Raw genomic sequence first — 23810 nt, 5'->3', positions numbered from 1 at the left:
GCCGTTGTCGCGGCCGGGCAGTGCGCCACCGCCGCGCCCGGCGAGCAGCAGAAAGCGGAACAGGCCACCGATTACGAGGCGGCGGGCTCGGTGCATGAAATCGCCGCCCAGTCGATGGCCACCGAAGGACCGGCGGCTGCCGATCCGCATTCACCACAGATGCTCACCGGCGAGGCACCGCTCGACACCAGCCGCTTCGGCGAGATGCTGGCCAACGGTGCGGAGTTCGCGAAGGATCTGGCCGCGGCCGAGGAGGCCAAATACCGGCCGCTGTTCGCCCATTTCTCCGCCGCCGGGTCCTTCACCTCCGGTTACGGTGCCCGCTGGGGTGTTCAGCATCTGGGCGTGGATATCGCCGCACCGATCGGGACCCCGATCTATGCGGTGGCCGACGGCGAGATCATCGATGCCGGGCCCGCAGCGGGCTTCGGTATGTGGGTCCGGGTGCTGCACGCCGACGGAACCATCACCGTTTACGGCCATGTCGATACCACCACGGTGTCGATAGGCGAGTACGTTCTCGCGGGCGACCAGATCGCCACGATGGGCAATCGGGGGTTCTCCACCGGCCCCCACGTCCATTTCGAGGTGTGGCTCAACGGGAGCGATAAGGTCGACCCGATTCCCTGGCTCGCCACCCGCGGAATCAGCCTCACCGAAAGCAACGACTGAGCTGCCTTCCCCACGGTGATATCCACCCGGGGAAATGTTGCGTGCTCGTCCCCCGCGAGCCCAACGGCAGTCCGATCAGGGTGCCACGATGATCGCCAGCCCGATCAAAACGACCACCTTGACCACTTCCAGGCCGATGTACCAGTAGTGCGCTGTCGAGCGCGGTAGTTCCTCCCCCGCGAGCACGCGGTCGGAGCGTCGCGACAGCGGCGGCCGCACCACCGCCACCTGGACCAGCAGGACCCCTACGGCAAGCCCCAGCCACACCCAGACCCCGCCCGGCGATCCGAGCACCACCGCGGCCGCCAGCAGCACCACTGCCAGCACCGATTCCGCCGTGTTCAGCGCCCGGAAAACGATGCGGCCGATCCCCAGGCCGAGAGCCGTGGTCACCCCGGGTGCGCGGAACTTCAGCGGGGTCTCCAGGAACGAGATAGCCAGCACCATGCCGAGCCAGAGCATCGGCAGAAACCACATCAGATGCTGCGCAACAGACTTCATGACCGAAACCTATCGCCGCACCCGGGGATCGGCTAGAGCTTGGTCAGCGTTTGACTGAACTTCGGGATCAGCCGGATCTTGCCGTTGCTGCCGAAATCGATCGTCACACTGGCCATATCCCCGACCCCGTCGGCCGCGACCACCCTGCCCAGCCCGTACTTGTCGTCGCTGACCCGGTCGCCAACCGCCAGCACCAACCCGACATTGTTGCGGGCGACCCGGGCCGAACGGCCCTCGCGCAGGCCGGGACGCGTTTCACGGCCGCGGAGCCAACCACCGGTCCAGTCGTCTTCGGTGGATTCCGCATCCCGGCGGCGGCCGTACTGCGTGGGCGCCGACGAACGTTTCGGCTCGAGCCGCTGCCAGTCGATGAGGTGATCCGGAACCTCCTGCAGGAACCGGGACTCCGGATTGAACACCGGCTGCCCCCAGGCCGAGCGGACCACTGCGCGGGTCAGGTACAGGCGGCGACGTGCGCGGGTGATACCCACGTAGGCCAGCCGCCGCTCCTCGGCCAGTTCGGCCGGATCGCCGAGGGCCCGTAGATGCGGGAACTGCCCGTCCTCCCACCCGGTGACGAAGACCACCGGGAATTCCAGGCCCTTGGCGGTGTGCAGGGTCATCATGGTCACCATGCCCGACCCTTCGTCGGGAATCTGGTCCGCATCGGCAACCAGTGAGACCCGTTCCAGGAACGCAGCCAGCGAGCCCGGTTCGGGCTCCCCCTCCCCCGCTTCCGGCACGAACCCTTCGGCGCGGGCGGCCTCCACGGCGTTACGAGCCTCCGAGCTGAATTCGCGAGCCACGCTGACCAGTTCGTTGAGGTTGTCCAGGCGTGCACCGTCCTGCGGATCGTCCGAGGACTCCAGTTCCGACCGGTAGCCGGTGCGGTCCAGGACGGCCTCGACGACCGCCCCTACATCCGGGAAATCGAGTTCGTCCATTTCCCCCGCGGCCCGGATCTGCTCGAGCAGCTCGACGAACCCGGCGATCGCGTTACGGGCCCGGGTATTCAGCAGCGCCACCTCGCCGGCGGCGGCGTCACGCAGGGCCTCCGCAAAACCGATACCACGCTGTTCGGCGTGCACGGCGACACATGCCTCGGCGCGGTCACCGATCCCGCGGCGCGGGGTGTTGAGAATCCGGCGCAAGCTCACCGCATCGTCGGGATTCTCGAGTACCCGCAGGTAGGCGACGATATCGCGCACCTCCTTGCGCTCGTAGAACCGCACCCCGCCGACCACCTTGTACGGCAGCCCCATCCGGATGAAGATCTCCTCGAGCGCGCGGGAGTTGTTGTTGGTCCGGTAGAACACGGCGATATCGGAGTAGCCGGCCGCGCCCGCATCCACCAGCCGGTCGATCTCCCGGGCGACGAACGCGGCCTCGTCGTGCTCGTTGTCGGCGACATACCCGGTGATCAGCTCGCCTTCACCGGCGTCGGTCCACAACCGCTTATCGCGCCGGTTGGTGTTGCGGGCGATCACGGCGTTGGCGGCGGTCAGGATGTTCTGGGTGGAGCGGTAGTTCTGCTCCAGCAGGATGGTCTCGGCATCGGGGAAATCGCGTTCGAATTCCTCGATATTGCGGATGGTGGCGCCGCGGAACGCGTAGATGGACTGATCGGCGTCACCGACCACGCAGAGTTCGCTGGGCGGTACAGACCGCGCAGACGGGGACTCGGCTTCGCCGGCGGCCGCCGCCCCGGCCTCGGCATCGGCGGCTTCCGTCGCCGCCGACGGATCCGCCGCGCCGTGCCCGACCAGTTCCCGGACCAGCACATACTGTGCATGGTTGGTGTCCTGGTATTCGTCGACCAGCACATGCCGGAAGCGGCGGCGGTAATACTCGGCGACCTCCGGGTGTTTCTGCAGCAGGCCGACGGTCTCACCGATGAGATCGTCGAAATCCAGCGCGTTCGCGGCCCGCAGCCGCCGCTGGTACTCGGTGTAGACGCGGGCGACGATCCGCGGCAGTTCGACATCCTCGAATTCGGCGTCCGAACTCGCCCGCTCCGGACCGATCAGCTCGTTCTTCAGGTTCGAGATGGCGGTGGCCAGCATGCGCGCCGAGAACTTCTTGGGGTCCAGCTCCAGATCCCGGCCGATCATGGTGAGCAGCCGGCGCGAATCATCGGCGTCATAGATCGAGAAATTCGAGTTCATCCCCGGCAGCAGCGCCGACTGGGTGCGCAGAATTCGCACACAACTGGAGTGGAAGGTCGATACCCACATGCTCGCGGCCCGTGGACCGACCAGCTCGATGACCCGCTCCCGCATCTCGGCAGCAGCCTTGTTGGTGAACGTGATGGCCAGAACCTGGCCGGGGGTCACCCCACGCTCGGCCAGCAGGTACGCGATCCGGCGGGTGAGCACGGCGGTCTTACCCGAGCCCGCGCCGGCCACGATCAACAAGGGCGGTCCGCTGTGCAGTACGGCCGCACGCTGCTGCGGGTTGAGCCCTTCCAGCAGCTCCGCGGAGCGCCGCTGCGCCGACTCGGTACGCTGCTGAACCTGCTCGGCCTGTACCCGGCGCTGCAACGCCGCCAGCCCGCCCTGCGCCCCGCCGCCCGCCGGGGTACCGGACACCGGCGGACGCGGCGCGGCGCCCGCCGTCTCCAAACCGGGTAGCGTCGGCGCGTCCGGACCGTGCTCGTCCGCGCCGGAACCCGAGCGACCGGCAGCCGAGCGCTGAGGGCGGGAATGCGAATCCGAACGAGTTGCAGCCGTGGTGTCCATCGGTAGTTCACGCTACCGCTACGCCCCGACTCGATCGAACACTCGGACGAAAACGCAGGCCGTTCCCGGCGCCGGGAAGGCAATCTTGACTTTGCAGACCCTGCGGGGCGTGGCAAACTGGCAGAATGGTTTGCCCTTTTGTGAAACAACCGCTCCGGCTGTGTGCACAGCGGGACCACAGCCCGGGCACCTGAGGCCGGAAGGGGCAGGTAGGGGGTTAACGGGACTACCAGACCCACCGGGTCTGTTTCACGGTGAAGGAACTCTGGACCGGTAACGCGAAGCGGTGCGACGGCGATCCAGGTTCTGACACGAGGAGATGAATGATGAGCACACCCGCCACGGCGACCGGGTCGGATTCGACAACCGGCACGGAATCGGAGCTCCCTCGGACCGAAGCCGAGATCGAGAAGCTTCGTAAGGAGATCGACCAGCTCGACGCGGAGATCCTGACGGCGATCAAACGCCGGACCGAGATCTCCCGTGTTATCGGCCGCACCCGGATGGCCTCCGGCGGCACCCGGCTGGTGCACAGCCGGGAGATGAAGGTGCTGGAACGCTTCAGTGAGCTGGGGCAGGAAGGTCATACGCTGGCGATGCTGCTGCTGCGGCTCGGTCGCGGCCGGCTCGGCCGGTAGACCACCAGAAACCACACGCGGCGGCCCGCAGACCGCCGCACTGCCGCGAACCGCCCCGGGTGTAGACGCCCCGGGGCGGTCGTATATCGCGGCTCAGGTCATCGCGATGTACTTCGTGGACAAATACTCCTCGATCCCCTCGATACCGCCCTCCCGGCCGAATCCGGAGGCCTTCACACCACCGAAGGGCGCGGCGGGATCCGAGATGACACCGCGGTTCACTCCCACCATGCCGCTCTCCAAGCCTTCCGCGACCCGCAGTGCCCGGTCGAGATCCCGCGTGTAGATGTAGCTGACCAGCCCGTATTCGGTGTCGTTGGCGGCGGCCAGCCCCTCGTCCTCGGTATCGAAGGCGACGATCGGGGCGACCGGGCCGAATACCTCCTCGCGCAGGATCCGTGCGCCGCCGGGGATATCGGTCAGGATGGTCGCCGGATAGAACCAGCCCGGTCCACTCGGCGCCTTACCGCCCAGGCGCACGGTCGCACCGGCCGACACCGCGTCGTCGACCAGCTCGGAGACCATGGCGAGCTGTTCGGAGTTGATCAGCGGGCCCAGTGTGGTGTCCGGATCGGTACCGGGTCCCATCCGGACCTGTTCGGTCATGGCCGCGGCGAATTTGTCGGTGAACTCGGCCAGCACCCCCCGCTGCACGTGGAACCGGTTCGCCGCCGTGCACGCCTCCCCGCCGTTGCGCAGTTTCGCCAGCATGGCCCCCTGGACGGCGGCGTCGATATCGGCATCGTCGAACACCACGAACGGCGCATTCCCGCCGAGCTCCATCGAGGTACGCAGCAGGCCGTGCGCGGATTTCTCGACCAGCGACCGGCCCACCTCGGTGGACCCGGTGAAGGTGAGTTTGCGCAGCCGAGGGTCGTCGAGCAGCGGCTGGGTCACCGCACCGGAGCGCCGGGAGGTGATCACCGACAGCACCCCCTCGGGCAATCCCGCCTCGGCGCAGAGTTTCGCCAGCAACAGCATGGTGAGCGGGGTCGCCGACGCCGGTTTCACGATCATGGTGCAGCCCGCGGCGAGGGCCGGACCGATCTTGCGGGTGCCCATGGCGAGCGGGAAGTTCCACGGTGTGATTGCCAGGCACGGCCCGACCGGCTGTTTATGCACCAGAATCCGGCCGGTTCCCGACGGGGCGTGCAGATAGCGGCCGTTGATCCGGGCCGCCTCCTCACTGAACCAGCGGAAGAACTCGGAGCCGTAACGCACCTCGTTACGGCTCTCCGGAAGCGCCTTGCCCATCTCCAGGGTCATCAGCATCGCGAAGTCCTCCGCCCGCGCGGTGATCCGCTCGAACACCGCCCGCAGGATCTCGCCCCGCTCCCGCGCCGGAGTCGCCGCCCAATCCGCCTGGGCCGCCGCAGCGGCGTCCAGCGCGCGCACCGCGTCCTCGGGGGTGGCGTCAGCGACCTCGGCGATCACTTCCCCGTCCGCGGGGTTGTGCACCGCGAACGTGCCGCCACCGGTGGCATCGACCGGGCCGCCGATCCACAGCTGCTTCGGTACGGAATCGAGTACGTCGGTTTCTGAGGCCATACGCCTCAGCCTAGGTCGCATACGGCCGAATATCCCTGGCTCGCGAAGACAGTGTTTTCGGCGCCACTTCCGGCGCGTCATCGGCAGAGCTTGTACGCTCGGCTGGTGTGAGCCTCGACATCACCGCATCGGCGGCATGGCGGAAATTGCAGGATCATCACGAAGCGATCGCCGCCCTTCGGCTCAGGGACGTGTTCGCCGAGGATCCGGCGCGGGGCCGTGACCTGAGAATAACCGCCGGTGATCTGCTGATCGACTACAGCAAGCACCGGATCACCCGGGAAACCTTGCGCCTGCTGGTCGATTTGGCGGACGAAGCCGGGGTAGCGGCGCAGCGGGACCGGATGCTGCAAGGCCGGCATATCAACACCTCTGAGGATCGCGCGGTCGGGCATACGGCATTGCGGCTACCGCCGGGCAGTTCGGTGACCATAGATGGCGAGGATGCCGCTGCCGCGGTGCACGAGGTGCTCGACCGCATGCGCGGTTTCGCCGGCGCCGTCCGTTCCGGGCAGTGGCGCGGCGCCACCGGGGAACGGATCCACACCGTGGTCAATATCGGTATCGGCGGTTCGGATCTCGGTCCGGTGATGGTGCATCAGGCGCTGCGGCACTATGCGGACGCCGGGATCGACGCCCGTTTCGTATCGAATGTCGATCCGGCCGATCTGGTGTCGAAACTGGCCGGCCTGGACCCGGCCACCACCCTGTTCATCGTTGCCTCGAAAACCTTTTCCACCCTGGAGACCCTGACCAACGCGACGGCGGCCCGCCGCTGGCTTACCGGCGCGCTGGGCGCGGACGCGGTGGCGAAACACTTCGTGGCGGTTTCCACGAATGCCGAGCGGGTGGCCGAATTCGGGATCGATACGGCCAATATGTTCGGATTCTGGGATTGGGTCGGCGGCCGGTACTCGGTGGATTCGGCCATCGGGCTGTCGGTGATGGTCACGGTGGGTCCGGATCGGTTCGCCGAGTTCCTGGCCGGTATGCACACCATGGACCGCCATTTCGCGACGGCGTCGCCGGAAACCAATGCGCCGATGCTGCTGGCACTGCTGGGTGTGTGGTACTCGAATTTCTTCGGCGCCCAATCCCGTGCGGTACTCCCCTATTCGAACGATCTGGCCCGTTTCCCGGCCTATCTGCAGCAGCTCACCATGGAGTCGAACGGGAAATCGGTGCGCGCCGACGGCACCCCGGTGACCACGGCCACCGGTGAGATCTTCTGGGGCGAACCGGGAACCAACGGTCAGCACGCGTTCTATCAACTGCTGCACCAGGGCACCCGGCTCATTCCCGCCGATTTCATCGGGTTCGCCCGGCCGACCGACGATCTGCCCACCCGCGACGGCACCGGCAGTATGCACGACATCCTGATGAGCAACCTGTTCGCGCAAACCAAGGTACTCGCGTTCGGGAAAACCGCCGAGGAGATCGCCGCGGAAGGCACACCCCCGGAACTGGTGCCGCACAAGGTGATGCCCGGGAACCGTCCGAGTACGACGATCCTGGCGCCGCAGTTGACGCCCGCGGTGCTCGGGCAACTGATCGCGCTATACGAGCATCAAGTGTTCGTGGCGGGAGTGATCTGGGGTATCGACAGTTTCGACCAGTGGGGTGTGGAACTCGGTAAACAGCAGGCGCTGGAGCTGGCACCGCAGCTCACCTCGGCCGAAGATCCTGCGCCGCAGGGTGATTCCTCGACCGACAATCTGATCCGCTGGTACCGCGACAACCGCTGACCTCGTCCTACGGCGGCGGATGCCGTTACGCACCGGCCGGGGAACGGCCCGCAGTTTCACCTCGACCGGCCCCCGCAGATCCGGGTACAGGGCGGCGGTGTTCGGGAATGATGGTCCCTCACCATGGCACCACCGGAAGGCCGATACGCCGCGCGGTGTCCGCGATGTATCGGTGGAGTTCGGCGGCATCGGGTACCCGCGCGGGATCGAGACTCGCCAGCGTCAGCAGATAGTCGCCACGGAACAGGCAGAGGTAGCCGGACAACCGGGTCCGCGGGCGGCGCACGTAGGTCAGCCCGGGATGGATGGCGCGGGCGGCGACGCCCGTGCACTCATGCGGGCCGAGGGCGTGCAGCGGCGCCGGTATCGGGCCGATATTCGAGCACAGGATGTCGCGCTCCCCGGCACCCCGGGACAGCAGATACGCCACCCGATCCGGGACGAGATGCAGGAATTCTTCCGGTAGTCCGCCGGGGCTCGATATCCGGCGTTCGTAGGCCGCGCGGCTTTTCGCACGGAGCTCACCGGGATCGTCACCGGGCGCGACGACGATCTCGGTCATAGCGAGCTCGTTGTCGATCCGGGGTTCGTCGCGGGTGTCCACCGGCAGGCTGGCCACGATCCCCCGTTCGGGAAACCCGGTGGACCACAGCGTGTTCGCCACGAACCAGATGAACAAGCTGTTCGGTGTACCGCCGCTCGCCGCCGCTACCCGGTCCCACTCCCGGCCGGAGCACCGCACCACGAGCGCCGGCACCGGTAGGCCGGTGGGTACGACACCCTCACCGTCCACCCCTGCCGGTATCTCACGCGACCGCGTCGCTGCCGGCATTGCGCGCGGCCGCCACCGGAGTCGAAAACGCTCCACGGCACGTGCCTGCCGGAGCGCGGTTCGCGCGGCACGAGCGGTGCCGGTAAGGACCGTGGCACAGGTTTCGGCGGCATCGGCCCAGTCCGACTCCGGATCGCCGGCCGGCTGTGCAGTGCCGCCCGCGCGGTTGCCGCGGGTCGGCCCGGGTTCCGGGTTCGTTCCGTTTCCGGCCGTCGCAAGCGCTACCTCAGCGGCGATTACCAGCCCCCGGGCGTCGGCGAGGACATGTGAACAGGTGAGGGCGACGACCGTGCCGCCGTCGATGAGCGGCGCCGCCGCCAGGCGCCAGCCGGGGCCCACTCGTGGATCCAGGCCCGCCCCCCGTCCGTCTGCCCAGGGCAGGATCTCGTCCACACCAAGTGGTGCCGACGCCATATCGAGCGGGTGGGCACGAGTACTGACCTGCCAGCGGTCCCGGGCGCCGGGAACCCCGGATCGAACGACCCGGCGGCCGAGCGGGCCCACCCGCAGGGCGTCGTGCAACCCGTCGAGCCGGGCGGGATCCACCAGGTCCGCCGTACGCCACAGCCCCTGGAGCGCGATGGGGGTGCCCATACCCTGATGGGTTCGCAGGAAAATACCGTCGATAACGCTCAGCCGGCGCATCAGCTCAGGCTAGCCTCCGGTCGAGCCACGGACCTGCGGGCGCGTCGTGACGACCGGCCGGGCTCAGCCGGGCGGAAGTTCCCGGGCGAAGAAGTCGAGGGCGTAATCCACCCCGCCCTGCTGGGGTACATCGTGACCGGCCTCGAGGATACGGAGTTGATGCTGGGTTCCGTTCATCAGGAACTGGCCGGTGAGGGCGAGGGTGAACGGCAGCGGGACGACGGTGTCGTAGGCGCCGTGGACGACCAGGATCGGGTCCTGGTAGCCGCTGACCGGCACGCTCATATAGTCGCGCATCACCGGCGCGAAGTCGGGATCGTTGAGCGGCCGCTGCAACATGGTGCCGATCTCCGCATCCGCCAGCATTTCGGCGGCACCGGAATTGCACTCGGTACCGAGTTCACCGACGAAATTCCGCCCGGCGGGGGTGAGGTAGTCGTCGATGTCCACACCGGCACCGGCCATACCGGCCAGCACCATGGTGACGGCGCGGCCCGGGAAGCCCGGCATCTCGGGCTGGTCCGGGCGGGAGCGAAGGAAAACGGTCTCCATATTGCTGACCGGTGACAGGGCCACGGTGCCGTGGAAATCGAGTTCGGGCGCGTACTCCTCGGCGTACCGGCCGGTGCCGAGCGCGGCGTGACCGCCTTGCGAGAATCCCGCGACCCCCCACTCGGCGGAGAGTTCGGCGAAGGCGCTGCGGGTGGCGCGTACCGCATCGATCGTGGCGGTGGCGGCGGTGGCGGTCTGCAGGTACGGGTGCGGACCCGAGGAACCCGGGCTCAAACCTATGTAGTCGGGCGCGACCACCGCATAGCCTGCGTCGTTGAACCGGCGCACCACCGGGCCCGTCTCCTGCTCCAGCTCGGGAGAGCCGGTCAGCCCGCACTGCTGGCCCACCCCCGAGGTCCCGTGATCCCAGGCGATGACCCGCCGGCCACCATCCGGGGTAGGGCCGTCCGGGATCCGCACCACGGCTTCCGCGGCGACGAGTCTCCCGCCGGGGCCTGTGGTGACGTAACCGATGCGATGGACCTCGTCGAGCCCGCCCCATTCGCGGCCGAGTGGTTCGGCCGAGAGCAGGAGCCCGGGGTGCCAGGCCGAATCCGCATGGGCGACGACCGGCAGTCCGGCGCACAACGCCGCGACCGATGTCAGTACCCCCACGATTGTCCGGACTACGCGCACCAGCCCTCTCCTCTATCTCACGGCGGCCCAGTACATGATCGCAGCAATTCGGACACCTTGCGCATCCAGTGGCATATTCGCGCCGGTGGCCCGGGCGTGTCCCGCGTTCAGCGGACCGGCGGTGCGATCTGCCAGTATTTTTCCAGGGCACCGGCGATATCGGGCAGTACGGTAACGGGAATCCTCTTGTGCCGCAACATATTCCGAATTTCGGTGATTTGCTCCCGTTTCCGCAGGTCATAGGCGCCGGAAACCGGTCCGGAGACCGGCGGAATGGACAGCAGAACCAGCTCCCTGTGCAATTCCTCACCCTCGGTCAGATCCAGCGCGAGCGACCACCGCGACCGTTCGTCCAGACCGAACCGTCCGGCGACCACCCGGTCCCACTCGATACTTGTCACCGACCAGGGGGTACGCCGGTGGATCGCGTACTCGGTCAGAACGACGGTATCTCGCTTGAACAGGGCGAACAGGGCCGCCACGGCGAGCAGCGCCCCGAGCACCAGCCCGGTGAAGACGCGATCTGCCCCGAACAGCAGCACCGTCGGCACCGTCACGGCCGCCACGACAGCCGTCCCCGCCAGAGCGTAGCCCAGCACCCGCCCCGTGGGCACCACCCCCGCGTGCACCCTGTGCATACCGACTCCACTCACCTGAGAACACGTGTTGCCGGCCACACGGTACCGGATCGGCCGCCCCGGAGCGGGCGTCACGGCACCCGCTCAGTGCAGGGCGACGGCAGCCTCGGCGGAATTGACCTGGAACGTCATGCTCTGCTGGAAATACAGCTCGACGGTTTCGGCATCATGGCCGAGATAGCCGATGGACAGGTCCTGGCCGAGGACGAGGTCGAAATCCCCGCCGCGGGTGGTGAGCACGAAGGCCCCGTCGATGGCGGGCGCCCAGATGATCTCCCCGTCGGGTACGAGGCGTTCCAGATGGGTGCGCAGCGGATGGCCGTGGTTGGACGTCTCGCTGACCTTGGTGTACAGGTCGGCGCTGAGCAGCACCGAATACGGCCCGTCGACACCGGCCAGCCGCAGCTGGCTCACTGCCAGGGCGATCACCTCGGGGACCCCGAACACGTCGTCGGGTAATGCGATCACCCGGTTCGACGAGGCCGCCCGGATTCCGGTGATCCCGGCCGCGGCGTAGCCCTCGAAGACCGCCCGGTCCTCGGCGAACGCGATCTTGCGGGCGGCGTCCTTGACCGGGTCCAGGTCGGTGTCCTGGGCGCCACGCTCGACGTTGTCGAGTTCCTCCCGCGACAGCGTGAACGGCACCCGCAACTCCACCAGCGGCGCGACCACCCGCTGCCGGGCCACGACCCCTTCTTTCGGCGCGGCGATCGGCGTGGTGCGGCCGAGACCGCGCGCCGAGTAGTCGGTGCCGTGCGGGCCGGACAGGTCTACCACCCGGCGACCGGCGTTATGCCGTTTGAAGGTCCGCGCGGACTCCTCTTCGATAGCCGCCCAGGCCGCGCCCGTGATCGGCGCGAGCTCACGATGCAGGTTGTTCATACGTTGCTGCTCCTTTTCAAAGTGCCGATACCGAGTGAACCGTCCGCGCCCGCCGCCGGACCCGGCGGCGCCGCCGGGTCCCCGACCGGCTCCGCCGCGGTTTCCGCCACCGCCGGAGCGGGCAGATCGTCGAAGAAGGTTTGCGGCGGAACGAAGAACAGGGTGCCGGTGACGGCGGTCGAGAAATCCAGGATCCGGTCGTGGGTGGCCTCGTCGGTGCCGAGGAACATACGATCGAGCATGATCTCAGTGGTCCGGGGTGTGGCCGAGTAGCCGACGAAATAGGTGCCGAATTCGCCGTCGCGGATACTGCCGAAGGGCATATTCGCGCGCAGGATCTCTCGCTCGGTACCGTCGGGCTCGATCACCTGATTCACCGCGATATGCGAATCCGGGGGTTTATCCGCATCGTCGAATTCGAAATCCTCGAGTTTGGTGCGGCCGATGACCCGCTCCTGCTCCTGTACCGGCAGGGCCCGCCAGGCCGGCAGATCGTGCAGATACTTCTGCACGATCACATAGCTGCCGCCGGTGAAGTCCGGATCGCCGACACCGATGAGGGCGGCCGCACCGGCCGCAGAATCCGGTAGCGCGCCCTCCGGGTTCTCGGTGCCGTCGACGAACCCCAGCAGATCGCGCTGTTCGAAATAGCGGAAGCCGACGGTTTCGTCGACGATCACGCCCACTCCGGCCAACCGGTCGCCGATGGCCATCGCCAATTCGAAACAGGCGTCGTGCGCCTGGGCACGGATATGGAACAGCAAATCACCCGGGGTCGCGGGGGCATGGTGCAACGGGCCGTCGTATCCGGGGAATTCGTGTAGTTCGGCCGGGCGGGGGCCGCCGAACAGCCGGTCCCATGCCGCCGACCCGATCCCGGTGATGCACCCGAGCCCGGCACCCGGCAGCCGGAAGCCGATTGCCCGCCGCAGACCCGGTAGCTCGGCCAGCAGATCCCGCACCGCCGCCTCACCACCGGGTTCGATAGTGGCGACGAGGAAATGTGCGGCCGGGGTGAGTGGTTCGAGTATCGGCTGCGGCTGCCCCATAGGCGATCACACTACCGGCGACCTACCCCCGGTCCCGCACAATCCCGGTGGCTACTTGGCCACAGTCAGCAAGAAGGCCACATCGTCGATCGCCAGCACACTGTGCCGGGCCTTCGGCACCACCAGCAGATCGCCGGACGACCCTTTCCACTTGTTGTCGCCGCTGTTCAGGGTGAGGGTTCCGGAGAGCACCAGCAGGGTGGCCTCGCCCTGGTTGTCGTGTTCGGCCAGCGACTGGCCGGCGCACAATCCGACGACCGTCTGCCGCAACGAATTGGCATGCCCGCCGTAAATCGTCTGGGAACTGCGGCCACTGGTGGTGGTCGCCGCCGTCTTGAGCTGCTGCCGGGCCACCGCTGTCAGCGATTTCTTGTCCATCGACCGCCTTTCGCCTCCGCGTACCCGCGACCGGGCTGATGATCACGGGTCGTATCGCCGAGTATGCCCGACCGGTACCCGGCATTCCGGTGTTTCCCGCCGACTGTGCTCCTTTTGCCGCTGAGCGGCATGCTCCGGAGTGCCCGGGGTGCATCCTCGGCTGCTGTCCGCCAGCGATACGGCCTGTCAGCGGGTGAAACGCCGGCTTCGGTAGTGCAGGCCGGCGGACGATTCCAGCCACTCCTGCGAATCGTCCGAATGCCATTCGGGCCCGAGTTCGGGGGCGTAGGCATCCCCGCGCACCTCGGTGTCCACCTCGGTGATCCGGAGTTCGGTCGCATACGGCAGGGCCGCGCGGTAGATCTCGCCACCGCCCATCACCCAGGTGGCCGCGGGAGCAGCCAGGTCGAGGGCGGCCGGGACGGACCCGGCGGTTTCGGCACCCGCGGCCGACCAATCCGCCTGCCGGGTCACCACGATATTGCGGCGGCCGGGCAGTGGGCGGAAACGCTCCGGTAGTGATTCCCAGGTCCGCCGGCCCATCACCACAGGGTGACCGGCGGTCGTCTGCCGGAAGAGCGCCATATCCTCGGGCACCCGCCACGGGATGGTGTTGTCCACACCGATCACTCCGTCGGGCGTCTGCGCCCAGATCATGCCGATGGTCCGGCCGGGCGCTGTCATACCGCCACCGGAGCCTTGATCGCCGGGTGATGCCGGTAGTCCAGTATCCGCACGTCCTCGTACCGGTAGTCGAACAGCGACCCGGCCGGGGTGAGTTCGAGCTGCGGGAACGGGTAGGGGCTGCGGGCCAGCTGTTCGGTGACCTGTTCGCGGTGGTTGTCGTAGACATGGCAGTCACCGCCGGTCCAGATGAAATCGCCGGGCTCGAGCCCCGCCTGCTGGGCGACCATCACCGTGAGCAGGGCGTAGCTCGCGATATTGAACGGCACCCCGAGGAAAAGGTCGGCGCTGCGCTGGTACAGCTGGCAGGACAACCGGCCGCCGGCAACATAGAACTGGAACAGGGCATGGCAGGGTGCCAGCGCCATCCGGTCGAGTTCGGCCACATTCCAGGCCGAGACGAGCATGCGCCGGGAGTCCGGGTCGGTCCGCAGAGTGTGCAGTACCTGCGCGATCTGGTCGATATGGCGGCCGTCGGGTGCCGGCCAGGACCGCCACTGCACGCCGTAGACCGGCCCCAGCTCACCGTCGGCGTCGGCCCATTCGTCCCAGATGCTGACGCCGTGCTCCTGCAGCCATGTCACATTGGAATCCCCGCGCAGGAACCACAGCAGCTCGTACACGATCGATTTGAGGTGGACTTTTTTGGTGGTGATCAGTGGGAAACCGGCCGAGAGGTCGTAGCGGAGCTGATGCCCGAACACGCTGCGAGTCCCGGTGCCGGTGCGGTCCGCCTTGGCGGTTCCCGAATCCAGCACCCGCCGCAGGAGGTCCTCGTACTGGGTGTCCGGAGTGCGGTCCGCTTCTCGGGTGCTCTCCACGCTCGCACCGGCCATACCCGCCGTACTGTTCGTTGCGCTCGCCACGGGCCGAGCTTAACTCCCCCGCCCGCGCGCACCCGCACTCCCCGCTCGCGCGCGACCACGCAATGGCCGCAGCGCCCGCCCCGGTAACGAGCACCGGTCGGTGCCCATGGTGCGCGGGCGAACATCGAGATGATGATGACCGCCCGGGGCGCACACGACAACGCGAGCGGACCGGCGCAACAGCGACCGGCACGCGATCAGGTCGGCCGCCACGAATACCGCGTCCGGATGCCGCCCGCACGACCGCCGCCCCCGGCCTGCCAAGCTGACCCCATGCGGAAGCTGTATGTGATCGGTATCGGCGCCGGTGACCCCGACCAGGTGACGATGGCGGCCGTCAAGGCCCTGCGGGAGGTCGATGCCTTCTTCGTCATGGGCAAGGGCGCCGAGAAACAGCAGCTCGTGGATGTGCGCGCCGCGATCCTCGACGAGCACGCCGCTGCTCCCCACCGGATCGTCGAGATCCCCGACCCGCCGCGCGACCGCACCCCGGCCGACTACAACGCAACAGTGCTCGACTGGCACGAACGCCGTTCGCTGCTGCTCGAGGAGGCGTTCGCCGGGACCGAGGGTGTGGGGGGCATCCTGGTGTGGGGCGATCCGGCGCTCTACGACAGCACTCTGCGCATGGTGGAGCGGGTGCTGGCGCGCGGCACGCTGACCTTCGATTACACCGTGATTCCCGGCGTGACCAGCGTGCACGCCCTCGCGGCCCGGCATCGGATCGTCCTGCACCGGATCGGCGAACCGGTGCACATCACCACCGGGCGCCGGTTGCGGGACGAGGGGCTGGGCACCGGGTCGACGGTGGTCATGCTCGACGCCGACTGCGCGTTCACCTCCGTCCCGGGCGATACCTACATCTGGTGGGGCGCCTACCTCGGAATGCCGGACGAAACGCTGATCCACGGCCGGGTCGGCGACATCGGCGCGGAAATCGTGCGTCGTCGCGCGGAGTTGCGGGCGCACAAGGGCTGGATCATGGATATCTATCTGCTGCGACCCGCTGAATGAGCTGGTAATCGGCCCACGGGTCGTAGCATGGTCTCCCATGACCGAACAGGACATACTCGGGCGGATCAAGGAACTGGTCGATCACGAGCACGACCTGCGGTCGCGGGCCTCCCGCGGGGAGCTCGATCCCGACGTGGAGCGGCGTCGGCTGGCCGAGGTGGAGGTCATGCTCGATCAGTGCTGGGATCTGCTCCGGCAGCGACGGGCCAGTATCGATCGCGACGCATCCCCCGACGAGGCCCGGCCACGACCGCCGGGACAGGTCGAGGGATACCTACAGTAGGCCGGCCACGGTGACCGGGATAGATTCCGCAGCAAAGGAATACGATGTCATCGTGGTGGGTGGCGGACCGGCCGGTGAGAATGCCGCCGCCTATGCGATCGCGGGCAGCGACCGCACCGCGGCCATCGTGGAACGCGAACGAGTCGGCGGCGAATGCTCGTACTGGGCCTGTATCCCGAGTAAAGCGCTGCTGCGGCCGGCTCATGTACTGAGCTCTGTACGCGGTCTGCCCGGGGTCGAGGCCCGGGGGCCCGATGTGGCTGCGGTATTGCGCCGGCGCGACGAATTCGTCCATGCCCGCGACGGTGACCACGACGATTCGAGCCAGCTCGAGTGGGCCGCGCAGCAAGGTATCGATGTGATCCGCGGCGCCGGCCGGCTCGCCGGCGAGCGCACGATCCGGATCGGCGAACACGAACTCCGCGCGCGCCTGGCCGTGGTGCTCGCGACCGGCACTCGGGCCGCGGTGCCCGATATCCCCGGGCTGCGTGAGGCCCTGCCCTGGACCTCACGCGATGTGACCAATCTGCGCGAGATCCCGAAACGGGTCGTGGTGATCGGTGGCGGCGTGGTGGCCTGCGAGGCGGCGACCTGGTTGTCGGCACTCGGCGCCGAGGTCACCGTCCTGGTTCGCGGAAACCGGCTGCTCGCCGGTGTCGAGCAGTTCGCCGGGGAACGGGTGGCCGAGGCTCTCATCGCCCGCGGCGTCGATATCCGGTTCGGCACCAGCCCCCAACGGGTCCGGCGCTCGGCGGCGGCGAACCACGGGGCAGGCAGGACCCACGGCGGACCGGTCACGGTGTATGCCGCGGGGCCCGGCGGGGAGTCCACCGTGCTCGCCGATGAAATCGTGGTGGCCACCGGCCGCACCCCGAACAGCGACGGCCTCGGGCTGGAAACGGTCGGGCTGGCAGCGGGTTACGTCGAGGTGGACGATCAGCTGACCGCCACCGGGGTATCCGGTGAATGGCTGTACGCCGTCGGCGATATCAACCATCGTGCCGCACTCACCCATATGGGCAAGTACCAGGCCCGCGTATGCGGCGATGTGATCGCGGCCCGGGCCGAGGGCCGGTCGCTGACCAATCCGCGGTATCGCGCCGGCGCCGACCACCACGCTGTACCCCAAGTCGTCTTCACCGATCCCGAAGTCGCCGCCGTCGGCCTCACTGCCGATGCCGCCCGCCGTGCCGGTCACGATATCCGCACGGTGGAATCGGATATCGAGGTCGCGGGTTCTGCGCTGACGCGCGACGACTACAGCGGCCACGCCACGCTGGTTGTGGACAACACCACCGATACCCTGCTCGGCGCCACCTTCGTAGGTCCCGATATCGGGGAACAATTGCATGCCGCGACGATCGCGGTCGCCGGGCGGGTTCCATTGGAGGCGCTGTGGCACGCGGTGCCGACGTTCCCCGCGGTGAGCGAATTCTGGTTACGACTGTTGGAGACCGACCGGTCGTCGTTACCATCGGCCACATGAGCGAGTCAGTCCCGGAGCCGGCAGCGGAACACATCGGCGACGGGGGCGCGCCGATATCCGGCGGGCACGTAACCGAACAGGTCACGACCGCTGACGGCGTCGTCCGTGGTGGCCGGGGCCGCCGGGTACGGTACTGGCGATCGCTGCCCTACGCCGCGCCGCCCGTCGGCGACCTGCGGTTCCGCGCTCCACAGCCGGTACAGCCGTGGACCGATATCCGCGACGCCACCTACTTCCGGGCGGCGGGGATCCAGCCCGGCTTCGGTGTCCGTATCGGACCGCGCAAGCTGCAGGAGATGAGCGAGGATTCACTGACACTCAATGTCGTGGCCCCCGCCGCTCCCGCCGTGCGCCCGCGGCCGGTGATGGTGTTCATCCACGGCGGCGGCAACCTGTTCGGCACCTCGGCGCTGCGCCTCTACGCCGGGGTACAGCTGGCAGCGGACGGCGACGTGGTCATGGTGTCGATCAACTACCGGCTCGGAGCGTTCGGGTACGCCGACTTCTCCGAGTTCTCCACCCCGGACAGTCCGTACGACTCGAATCTCGGCCTCCGGGACCAGATCGCGGCGCTGCGCTGGGTGCAGACCAATATCGCCGAATTCGGCGGTGATCCCGGCAATGTGACGATTTTCGGCGAATCGGCGGGCGCGCACGCCGTACTCAGCCTGCTGGCCACCCCGTCCGCCGCCGGGCTGTTCCACCGCGGTATCGCCCAGAGCCCGCCCGCGGATTGGGGTCTGACGATAGCCGAAGCGAGTGAGTTCGCCCACCGGGTCCTGGCCGAACTCTCGATCGCGCCGCAAGACGCGAACCGGCTGCTGCGCGAAGTGGATCCGCACGATATACGGCGCGCCTTCAACCGGGCATCCAATGCAGCCATGGCCGAATTCCCCGGGTTCTTCCCGGCGGCGCCGGTGGCCGATGGGGATCTGCTGCCGCGCACCCCCATCGATGCGTTCGCCGAGGGGCACACCCATCGGGTTCCGCTGATCATCGGCACCTGCCGCAACGAGGGTGCCCTGTTCAACCGGTTCACCGATTCTCTGCCCACCCGGCCCGAGCGGCTCAAGCGGGCGCTCTCGCTTGCCGGGCCGGACCACTATCCCCAGGTGTTCTACACCTATCCCGGTTTCCCCGGTGAAGCGGCGGCCATCCGCGCGGGCGGCGACTACTTCTTCTGGCGCCCCTCGCTGGAGGTGATGGAGGGACACAGCCGGCACAGCCCCACCTACGCCTACCGTTACGATTTCGCGCCCCGGCTGCTGCGGATGTACAAACTGGGCGCGACCCACGCGACCGATCTGCTGCCCACCTTCGGCGCCGTCTACGAGCCGTGGAGCCGGGCGCTGACCATCGGCGGAAGTCGTCGCGGCCTGCTCGCGGTGACCCGCCGGATACAGGACAACTGGCTGAACTTCGCCCGCACCGGCGAACCTCTACCGGTATGGCCGCGCTACACCGAAGCAGATCGCAGCACGCTGATCATCGACGATCCCGGCCGGGTGGACAACGATCCCGACAGTGCCCAGCGCAAGCTCTGGGCAGGGGTCCGCGCGCCTCGATTGGTACCGCACGACACCACCGCAAAGACTGTGGGCGCCCTCACCGAGAGTGCGGCGGCGAACGAGGCCGGCGGCGACGGATCGCTGCTGGGAAAGATCACCCCGGAGAACGCGGCGGGAACCCCGGCCGAAGTGGCGACCACAGTCACAAAGAAGCTGACCGAAAGCATCGAACCGCCCGGCACCGACGCCGGTTCCGGCAACTCCGGACCCGACAGCGGCGGGAAACCCGTTACCGAAGCCGGGCGGGACGCAGCGGATCCGGCCACGAAGTCCGGGCGAGCGGCGTCGCCGGATGCTTCCGGCCGGAACTCCGGCGACTGACCGGTCGACGCTCCCGCTGGTCGTGCTCGCGGCCACTGACCGGGCATAGAGCGCCGTCGTCAATGCGATGATGCCGACGAACAGCTACTGCTGTGCCATGCAAGCCCGAGGAAGATCGTCGAGTTCTCGATCGGTTGCGAGACAGGACGGCGGCGACGGGCCGGCCGATCCCGGACGGGTCGCGGGCTCGGTCTGCGGTGCGGACCGTTTATCGAGACCCGAATCGGCTGTACCAGAACAGGCGGCCGGTGCGTACCTACTTCAGCAACCGCGACATCCGGCGATCGGCGAGAATCTTCCCACCGGTCTGGCAGGTGGGGCAGTACTGGAACGACCGGTCGGTGAACGAGACCTCACGGACCGTATCCCCGCATACCGGACAGGGCATACCGGTGCGGCCGTGCACCCGCATACCCGAACGTTTCTCCCCCTTGAGCCGCGCCGCATCCTGCCCTACCGACCGGGCGACCGCATCGGTGAGCACCGCCCGCAAGGCGTCGTAGAGCGCGGACATCTTGGCGGCAGGCATGGTTTTCGCGGTAGCGAACGGGGAGATCCGGGCGGTGTGCAGTATTTCGTCGGAGTAGGCGTTGCCGATCCCGGCGAGCACGGTCTGGTCGACCAGCACGTTCTTGATCCGGCCCGACGCCGCCCCCAGGATCGCGGCGAACTCGGGTTCGGTGACAGCAAGCGCATCCGGCCCGAGTCGCGCGATACCGGGGACTTCCGCCGGATCGTGCACGATGTAGACCGCCAGCCGCTTCCTGGTGCCGGCCTCGGTGAGGTCGAAAGCGGGTGTGGCCCCCTCCGGGGTGAAGAAATGTACCCGCAACGCCAGCGGCCCGCGGCCGGGTTTCGGCGGGCTCGCGCTCGGGTTGTCGGCCCAGCGCAACCATCCCGCCCGGGACAGGTGGGTGATCAGCCATAACCCGCCGCAATCCATTCCGAGAAACTTCCCCCACCGACCGGCACCGGTGACATCCCGGCCGGAAAGCGCCGTCACCGGCGGGTCGAAGGTTTTGATGGCGCTCAGGGCCGCCACATCGATCCGCCCCACCACCGCACCGACCGCATGCTCCCGCAGGAACTGCGCCAGCGCCTCCACTTCCGGTAGTTCGGGCACGCAACCAGGTTACCGGGGCTCGGTGTCATTCGCGGCGTCCAAACGCCGGGTGATCCCGGTACTCGTCACCGCGATCAGGGTGCCGACCACCACCAGATCGAACGCCATCTGCACGGTGGTGGCGATCCGCGCCGCCTGACCGGCGGCGTGGATATCGCCGAAACCGACGGTTCCCAGGGTCGCGACGGTGAAGTAGAGCGCATCGCTGCGGGTACGCAAATCGGAGAACTGACCGGGGTCGCGCATTTCGAGCACGTAGTAGAAGAGCGCGAAGAACAGCACCACCAGACAGACCAGATACAGCAGACCGTCGACCCGATGGGCGGTATCGCGGCTCGCCGCCAGGAACTGCCCGATGCGCCGGTTGGCGAGCCACGCCAGCCCGGCCACACCGACGACGAACGCGACCAGGGTTACCACCCGCGTGGGCCAGTGGCCGGGGAAATCGAATCCCACCGGAACGAAGTAGTAGAACAACAGACCACACATCACGGTGCCCGCGTTACGCCACAGATGCGCGGAGCCGCTGATCCGTCGAGAAGCCATGCGGTCATGATCGGCCGTCATCGGGTATTCACCGGGCGGCACGCCGAAACAACACCCCGGCCATCGAGGCCTGATCCGCCGCGCACTCGGGCACAGCCGATTTCGCAACCATCGCTACCCGCCGCACGCTGCCAGAATTCCAGCCTTTGGGGACTGCCCGATCGGACGAGATGTATCCCGGCCGGCAGCCGAGACCGCATCGCCGACCGACGCCCCGAAGTATTCCGATCCGGCCGGCCGAGCAGGCGGCACGGTCTGCCACCTGCTCGGATCGCGTACCTGGGCTCGGGCCGACGCGGCCGAGCGCGTTGTCGTGGGTCGTTACTCCTGGCCGGACGTGATGCCGAGCCGGGCCAGCAGGTGTGGTGCGATAACGGTCAGAGCTTCGGCGGTCGTCATCTCCTCGTGTGTCGCCGGGACCGCGTATTCGGCGACCTCGCCCGAGACGTACGGTCGCCAGTCGCCGGCGCGGGGCCCATCCTGTGGCGCGCCGGGGGTGGGTACATCCGCCCGGAAGAAGTCGACGACGCCCTGGTAGATCCCTGGATCGTGGCCGGCGATCAATTCCGCAGAGCGGGCCGCGGTCCGGTACACCGCACGGAGCCGGTCCGCCGGGAGCCGCAGTAGCTCCGGGGGGATCAATTCGTGCAGGCGCGCCAGTTCCGCGTCGCCGAGTTCGCCGACGGTCCGGTCGGTGTCCTCGGTGAGGATGCCCTGCTCCACCAGCGCGGCACGCAGGATCGTCTCGAAAACGCCCGGGTCGACGCCGGGATGGCTGTCCAGCAGCGCCAGCATTTCGACGTGTTCCCCGGCCGCCTGCAATGCGGTGGCGACGGCGTGGGCCACGACACCGCCCAGCGACCAGCCCAGGAGACGGTACGGGCCGGTGGGCTGGATGCGCCGGATCTCGGACAGGTAGCGGTCCGCGATCTCGGCAAGCGAGGCCGGGGCGTAGCCGGCGTCGGAGTACGCCGGCGACTGGAGACCGTAGATCGGCTGCTCGTCCGGCAGCAGCCGGGCCAGCCCGGTGAAGCTCCAGGCCAGTCCATCCCTGGCATGGATGGCGAAAATCGGGGTCGCGGAACCGGTTTCCCGGATGGGCAGGACCACCTGCAGTGCCGCTTCGGCCAGTGCTTCGGCTCCGGCAGGTTCGGCGAGCCGTGCGGCGAGACCGCCGACGGTCGCGTCGGTGAACAACCACTGCACGCTGATATCGATACCGGTCTCGGTACCGAGCCGGGCCGCGACCTTGGTTGCGAGCAGTGAGTTACCGCCGAGCGCGAAGAACGAATCGTCCACGCCGACCCGCTCCACGTCCAGGACGTCGGCGAAGACCGCGGCAACCGTGTGTTCCAGCGGGCTGCGGGGAGCGCGGAAATCTGCTTCGCCGGCGAACACCGGTTCCGGCAGAGCCCGGCGGTTCAGCTTGCCGGCCGGGGTCAGCGGGATCGCGTCGAGCACCATGATCGACGACGGCACCATATGCGATGGCAACCGCTGCCCGACGTACTCGCGCAACTCGGTGACGTCTATCGAACGACCGGGTACGGCAACCACGTACGACACGAGCGATACCGTGCCCGCAGCGTTCTCGTGGCCCGTGGTGACCGCGAAGTCCACGCTGTCGTGCGCGGTGAGCCCGGCGTCGATCTCACCGAGCTCGATACGGAAACCACGCACCTTCACCTGGAAATCGTTACGGCCCACGTACTCCACCGCCGGATCACCCGCGGCGTCACGCCGCCAGCGCACCACGTCACCGGTTCGGTACAGGCGGGATCCGGGCTCACCGTACGGGTCGGCGACAAAGCGCTCGGCAGTCAAGCCCGGCCGGGCATGGTAGCCGCGCGCCAGCTGGATACCACCGACATACAGTTCCCCGGCCACTCCCTCGGGCACGGGATTCAACCGGTCATCGAGTACCAGCGCACGCATACCCCGCACCGGACCACCGATGGTGATCCGGTCACCCGGAAGCAACGGGCCACTGATATTGGTCGCAATGGTCGCTTCGGTCGGGCCGTAGGCGTTGTGGAACCGGCGCTGCACCCGGTCCGGCAGCCGTTCGACCGCACCTGTGGAAGGCTCGGGCCTGTTTTCGTGCCGCCCCGACCCGATCTCGGGCGTGGTGGTCCACTTGGCCACCAGATCCGCCGAAATGGCTTCACCACCGGCAATGATCACTTCCATACCCGCGAGGTCCGCAGGATCCAGCGAAGCCAGCACCGACGGCGTGATCAGACCGACCGTCACACCTTCACGGGAGATCAGCTCGCCCAGCTCCGTGCCACCGTAAGTACCCGTCGGCACCACAACCAGCGCACCTGCCGAACCGATCGCCAGCAACAGTTCCAGAATCGACGCGTCGAACGACGGAGACGCGAACGCCAACGCCCGCGACGCCGAGGTCAACCGGTACCGCTCCACCTGCTCGGCACTGAAATTCGCCAGACCCGCATGGCTGA

The 23810-nt window shown here is 68.0% G+C and carries 21 protein-coding genes; 7 read left to right on the top strand and 14 right to left on the bottom strand.

The window, feature by feature from the left end:
• The coding region (locus NS6_RS33450) for a M23 family metallopeptidase (RefSeq protein ID WP_157113100.1) at positions 1-672 on the top strand (672 nt) is incomplete at its 5' end.
• A gap of 75 nt (positions 673-747) precedes the next feature.
• Here NS6_RS33450 and NS6_RS33445 read toward each other — a convergent pair.
• Together NS6_RS33445 and pcrA are read right to left on the bottom strand one after the other, a co-directional pair.
• Positions 748-1173 carry a hypothetical protein gene (locus tag NS6_RS33445; RefSeq protein WP_068050351.1) on the bottom strand — a complete coding sequence of 142 codons (426 nt, stop codon included), beginning with the start codon at positions 1171-1173 and terminating at the stop codon, positions 748-750.
• A gap of 32 nt (positions 1174-1205) precedes the next feature.
• Positions 1206-3911: a DNA helicase PcrA gene (gene pcrA / locus NS6_RS33440; RefSeq protein WP_245669606.1), complete on the bottom strand. Its 2706-nt coding sequence runs from the start codon at positions 3909-3911 to the stop codon at positions 1206-1208.
• 326 nt (positions 3912-4237) lie between these two features.
• Between pcrA and NS6_RS33435 the strand changes: the two genes are divergently transcribed.
• Entirely contained in the window at positions 4238-4549 is a 312-nt protein-coding gene (locus tag NS6_RS33435; RefSeq protein ID WP_068050359.1) for a chorismate mutase, read from the top strand.
• Positions 4550-4642: 93 nt separating this feature from the next.
• Here NS6_RS33435 and NS6_RS33430 read toward each other — a convergent pair whose 3' ends face one another.
• Positions 4643-6097: an NAD-dependent succinate-semialdehyde dehydrogenase gene (locus NS6_RS33430; protein WP_068050349.1), complete on the bottom strand. Its 1455-nt coding sequence runs from the start codon at positions 6095-6097 to the stop codon at positions 4643-4645.
• Between the two features lie 107 nt (positions 6098-6204).
• Between NS6_RS33430 and pgi the strand changes: the two genes are divergently transcribed.
• Positions 6205-7842, top strand: coding sequence for a glucose-6-phosphate isomerase (gene pgi, locus NS6_RS33425; RefSeq protein ID WP_068050347.1), 1638 nt, complete (start codon positions 6205-6207; stop codon positions 7840-7842).
• A 118-nt stretch (positions 7843-7960) separates the two neighbouring features.
• Here the strand turns inward: pgi and NS6_RS33420 are convergent, their stop codons facing one another.
• The 8 genes from NS6_RS33420 to NS6_RS33385 form a co-directional block, all read right to left on the bottom strand.
• Positions 7961-9319: a hypothetical protein gene (locus NS6_RS33420; RefSeq protein WP_068050345.1), complete on the bottom strand. Its 1359-nt coding sequence runs from the start codon at positions 9317-9319 to the stop codon at positions 7961-7963.
• A 63-nt stretch (positions 9320-9382) separates the two neighbouring features.
• Positions 9383-10507, bottom strand: coding sequence for a lipase family protein (locus tag NS6_RS33415; RefSeq protein WP_245669605.1), 1125 nt, complete (start codon positions 10505-10507; stop codon positions 9383-9385).
• Positions 10508-10614: 107 nt separating this feature from the next.
• A complete protein-coding gene (locus NS6_RS33410; RefSeq protein WP_068050343.1) occupies positions 10615-11145 on the bottom strand; it encodes a hypothetical protein in 531 nt (176 codons plus the stop codon).
• A gap of 84 nt (positions 11146-11229) precedes the next feature.
• On the bottom strand, positions 11230-12027 hold the full coding sequence (locus tag NS6_RS33405) for a family 1 encapsulin nanocompartment shell protein (protein WP_068050341.1): 798 nt from the start codon (positions 12025-12027) through the stop codon (positions 11230-11232).
• On the bottom strand, positions 12024-13076 hold the full coding sequence (locus NS6_RS33400) for a Dyp-type peroxidase (protein ID WP_068050339.1): 1053 nt from the start codon (positions 13074-13076) through the stop codon (positions 12024-12026). Before NS6_RS33400 ends, NS6_RS33405 begins: the two co-directional genes overlap by 4 nt.
• 51 nt (positions 13077-13127) lie before the next feature.
• The gene (locus NS6_RS33395; RefSeq protein WP_068050337.1) at positions 13128-13454 is read right to left on the bottom strand and encodes a cupin domain-containing protein; all 327 of its coding nucleotides are present in this window, start codon (positions 13452-13454) and stop codon (positions 13128-13130) included.
• Between the two features lie 186 nt (positions 13455-13640).
• Positions 13641-14138, bottom strand: a complete 498-nt coding sequence (locus NS6_RS33390; protein WP_068050335.1) for a dihydrofolate reductase — start codon at positions 14136-14138, stop codon at positions 13641-13643.
• Positions 14135-14974, bottom strand: a complete 840-nt coding sequence (locus NS6_RS33385; RefSeq protein ID WP_068050333.1) for a thymidylate synthase — start codon at positions 14972-14974, stop codon at positions 14135-14137. The genes NS6_RS33390 and NS6_RS33385 overlap by 4 nt, the downstream gene beginning before the upstream one ends.
• Before the next feature lie 303 nt (positions 14975-15277).
• Here NS6_RS33385 and cobF point away from each other — a divergent pair, with 303 nt between their 5' ends.
• From cobF to NS6_RS33365, 4 genes are read left to right on the top strand one after another with little or no spacing between them, the layout of a single operon-like run.
• Entirely contained in the window at positions 15278-16018 is a 741-nt protein-coding gene (gene cobF / locus NS6_RS33380) for a precorrin-6A synthase (deacetylating) (protein ID WP_068050355.1), read from the top strand.
• A 37-nt stretch (positions 16019-16055) separates the two neighbouring features.
• On the top strand, positions 16056-16301 hold the full coding sequence (locus tag NS6_RS33375; protein ID WP_068050331.1) for a DUF2630 family protein: 246 nt from the start codon (positions 16056-16058) through the stop codon (positions 16299-16301).
• Between the two features lie 10 nt (positions 16302-16311).
• A complete protein-coding gene (locus NS6_RS33370) occupies positions 16312-17787 on the top strand; it encodes a dihydrolipoyl dehydrogenase family protein (protein WP_068050329.1) in 1476 nt (491 codons plus the stop codon).
• The gene (locus NS6_RS33365; RefSeq protein ID WP_068050327.1) at positions 17784-19676 is read left to right on the top strand and encodes a carboxylesterase/lipase family protein; all 1893 of its coding nucleotides are present in this window, start codon (positions 17784-17786) and stop codon (positions 19674-19676) included. The genes NS6_RS33370 and NS6_RS33365 overlap by 4 nt, the downstream gene beginning before the upstream one ends.
• A 256-nt stretch (positions 19677-19932) precedes the next feature.
• On the opposite strand, the gene NS6_RS33360 is transcribed toward NS6_RS33365, so the two are convergent.
• The 3 genes from NS6_RS33360 to NS6_RS33350 form a co-directional block, all read right to left on the bottom strand.
• On the bottom strand, positions 19933-20799 hold the full coding sequence (locus tag NS6_RS33360) for an Fpg/Nei family DNA glycosylase (RefSeq protein ID WP_068050325.1): 867 nt from the start codon (positions 20797-20799) through the stop codon (positions 19933-19935).
• A gap of 9 nt (positions 20800-20808) precedes the next feature.
• Entirely contained in the window at positions 20809-21345 is a 537-nt protein-coding gene (locus tag NS6_RS33355; RefSeq protein ID WP_068050353.1) for a potassium channel family protein, read from the bottom strand.
• Between the two features lie 321 nt (positions 21346-21666).
• Positions 21667-23810 (bottom strand): thioesterase domain-containing protein (locus NS6_RS33350; RefSeq protein WP_157113099.1); only part of this gene is annotated, 2144 nt, incomplete at its 5' end.

Origin of the sequence: Nocardia speluncae NBRC 108251 (genome assembly GCF_001613245.1) — a bacterium.
Classification (GTDB): Bacteria; Actinomycetota; Actinomycetes; order Mycobacteriales; family Mycobacteriaceae; genus Nocardia; species Nocardia speluncae.
The sequence above is the reverse complement of the archived record's forward strand: the minus strand, read 5'-3'. Positions and strand labels throughout refer to the sequence as shown.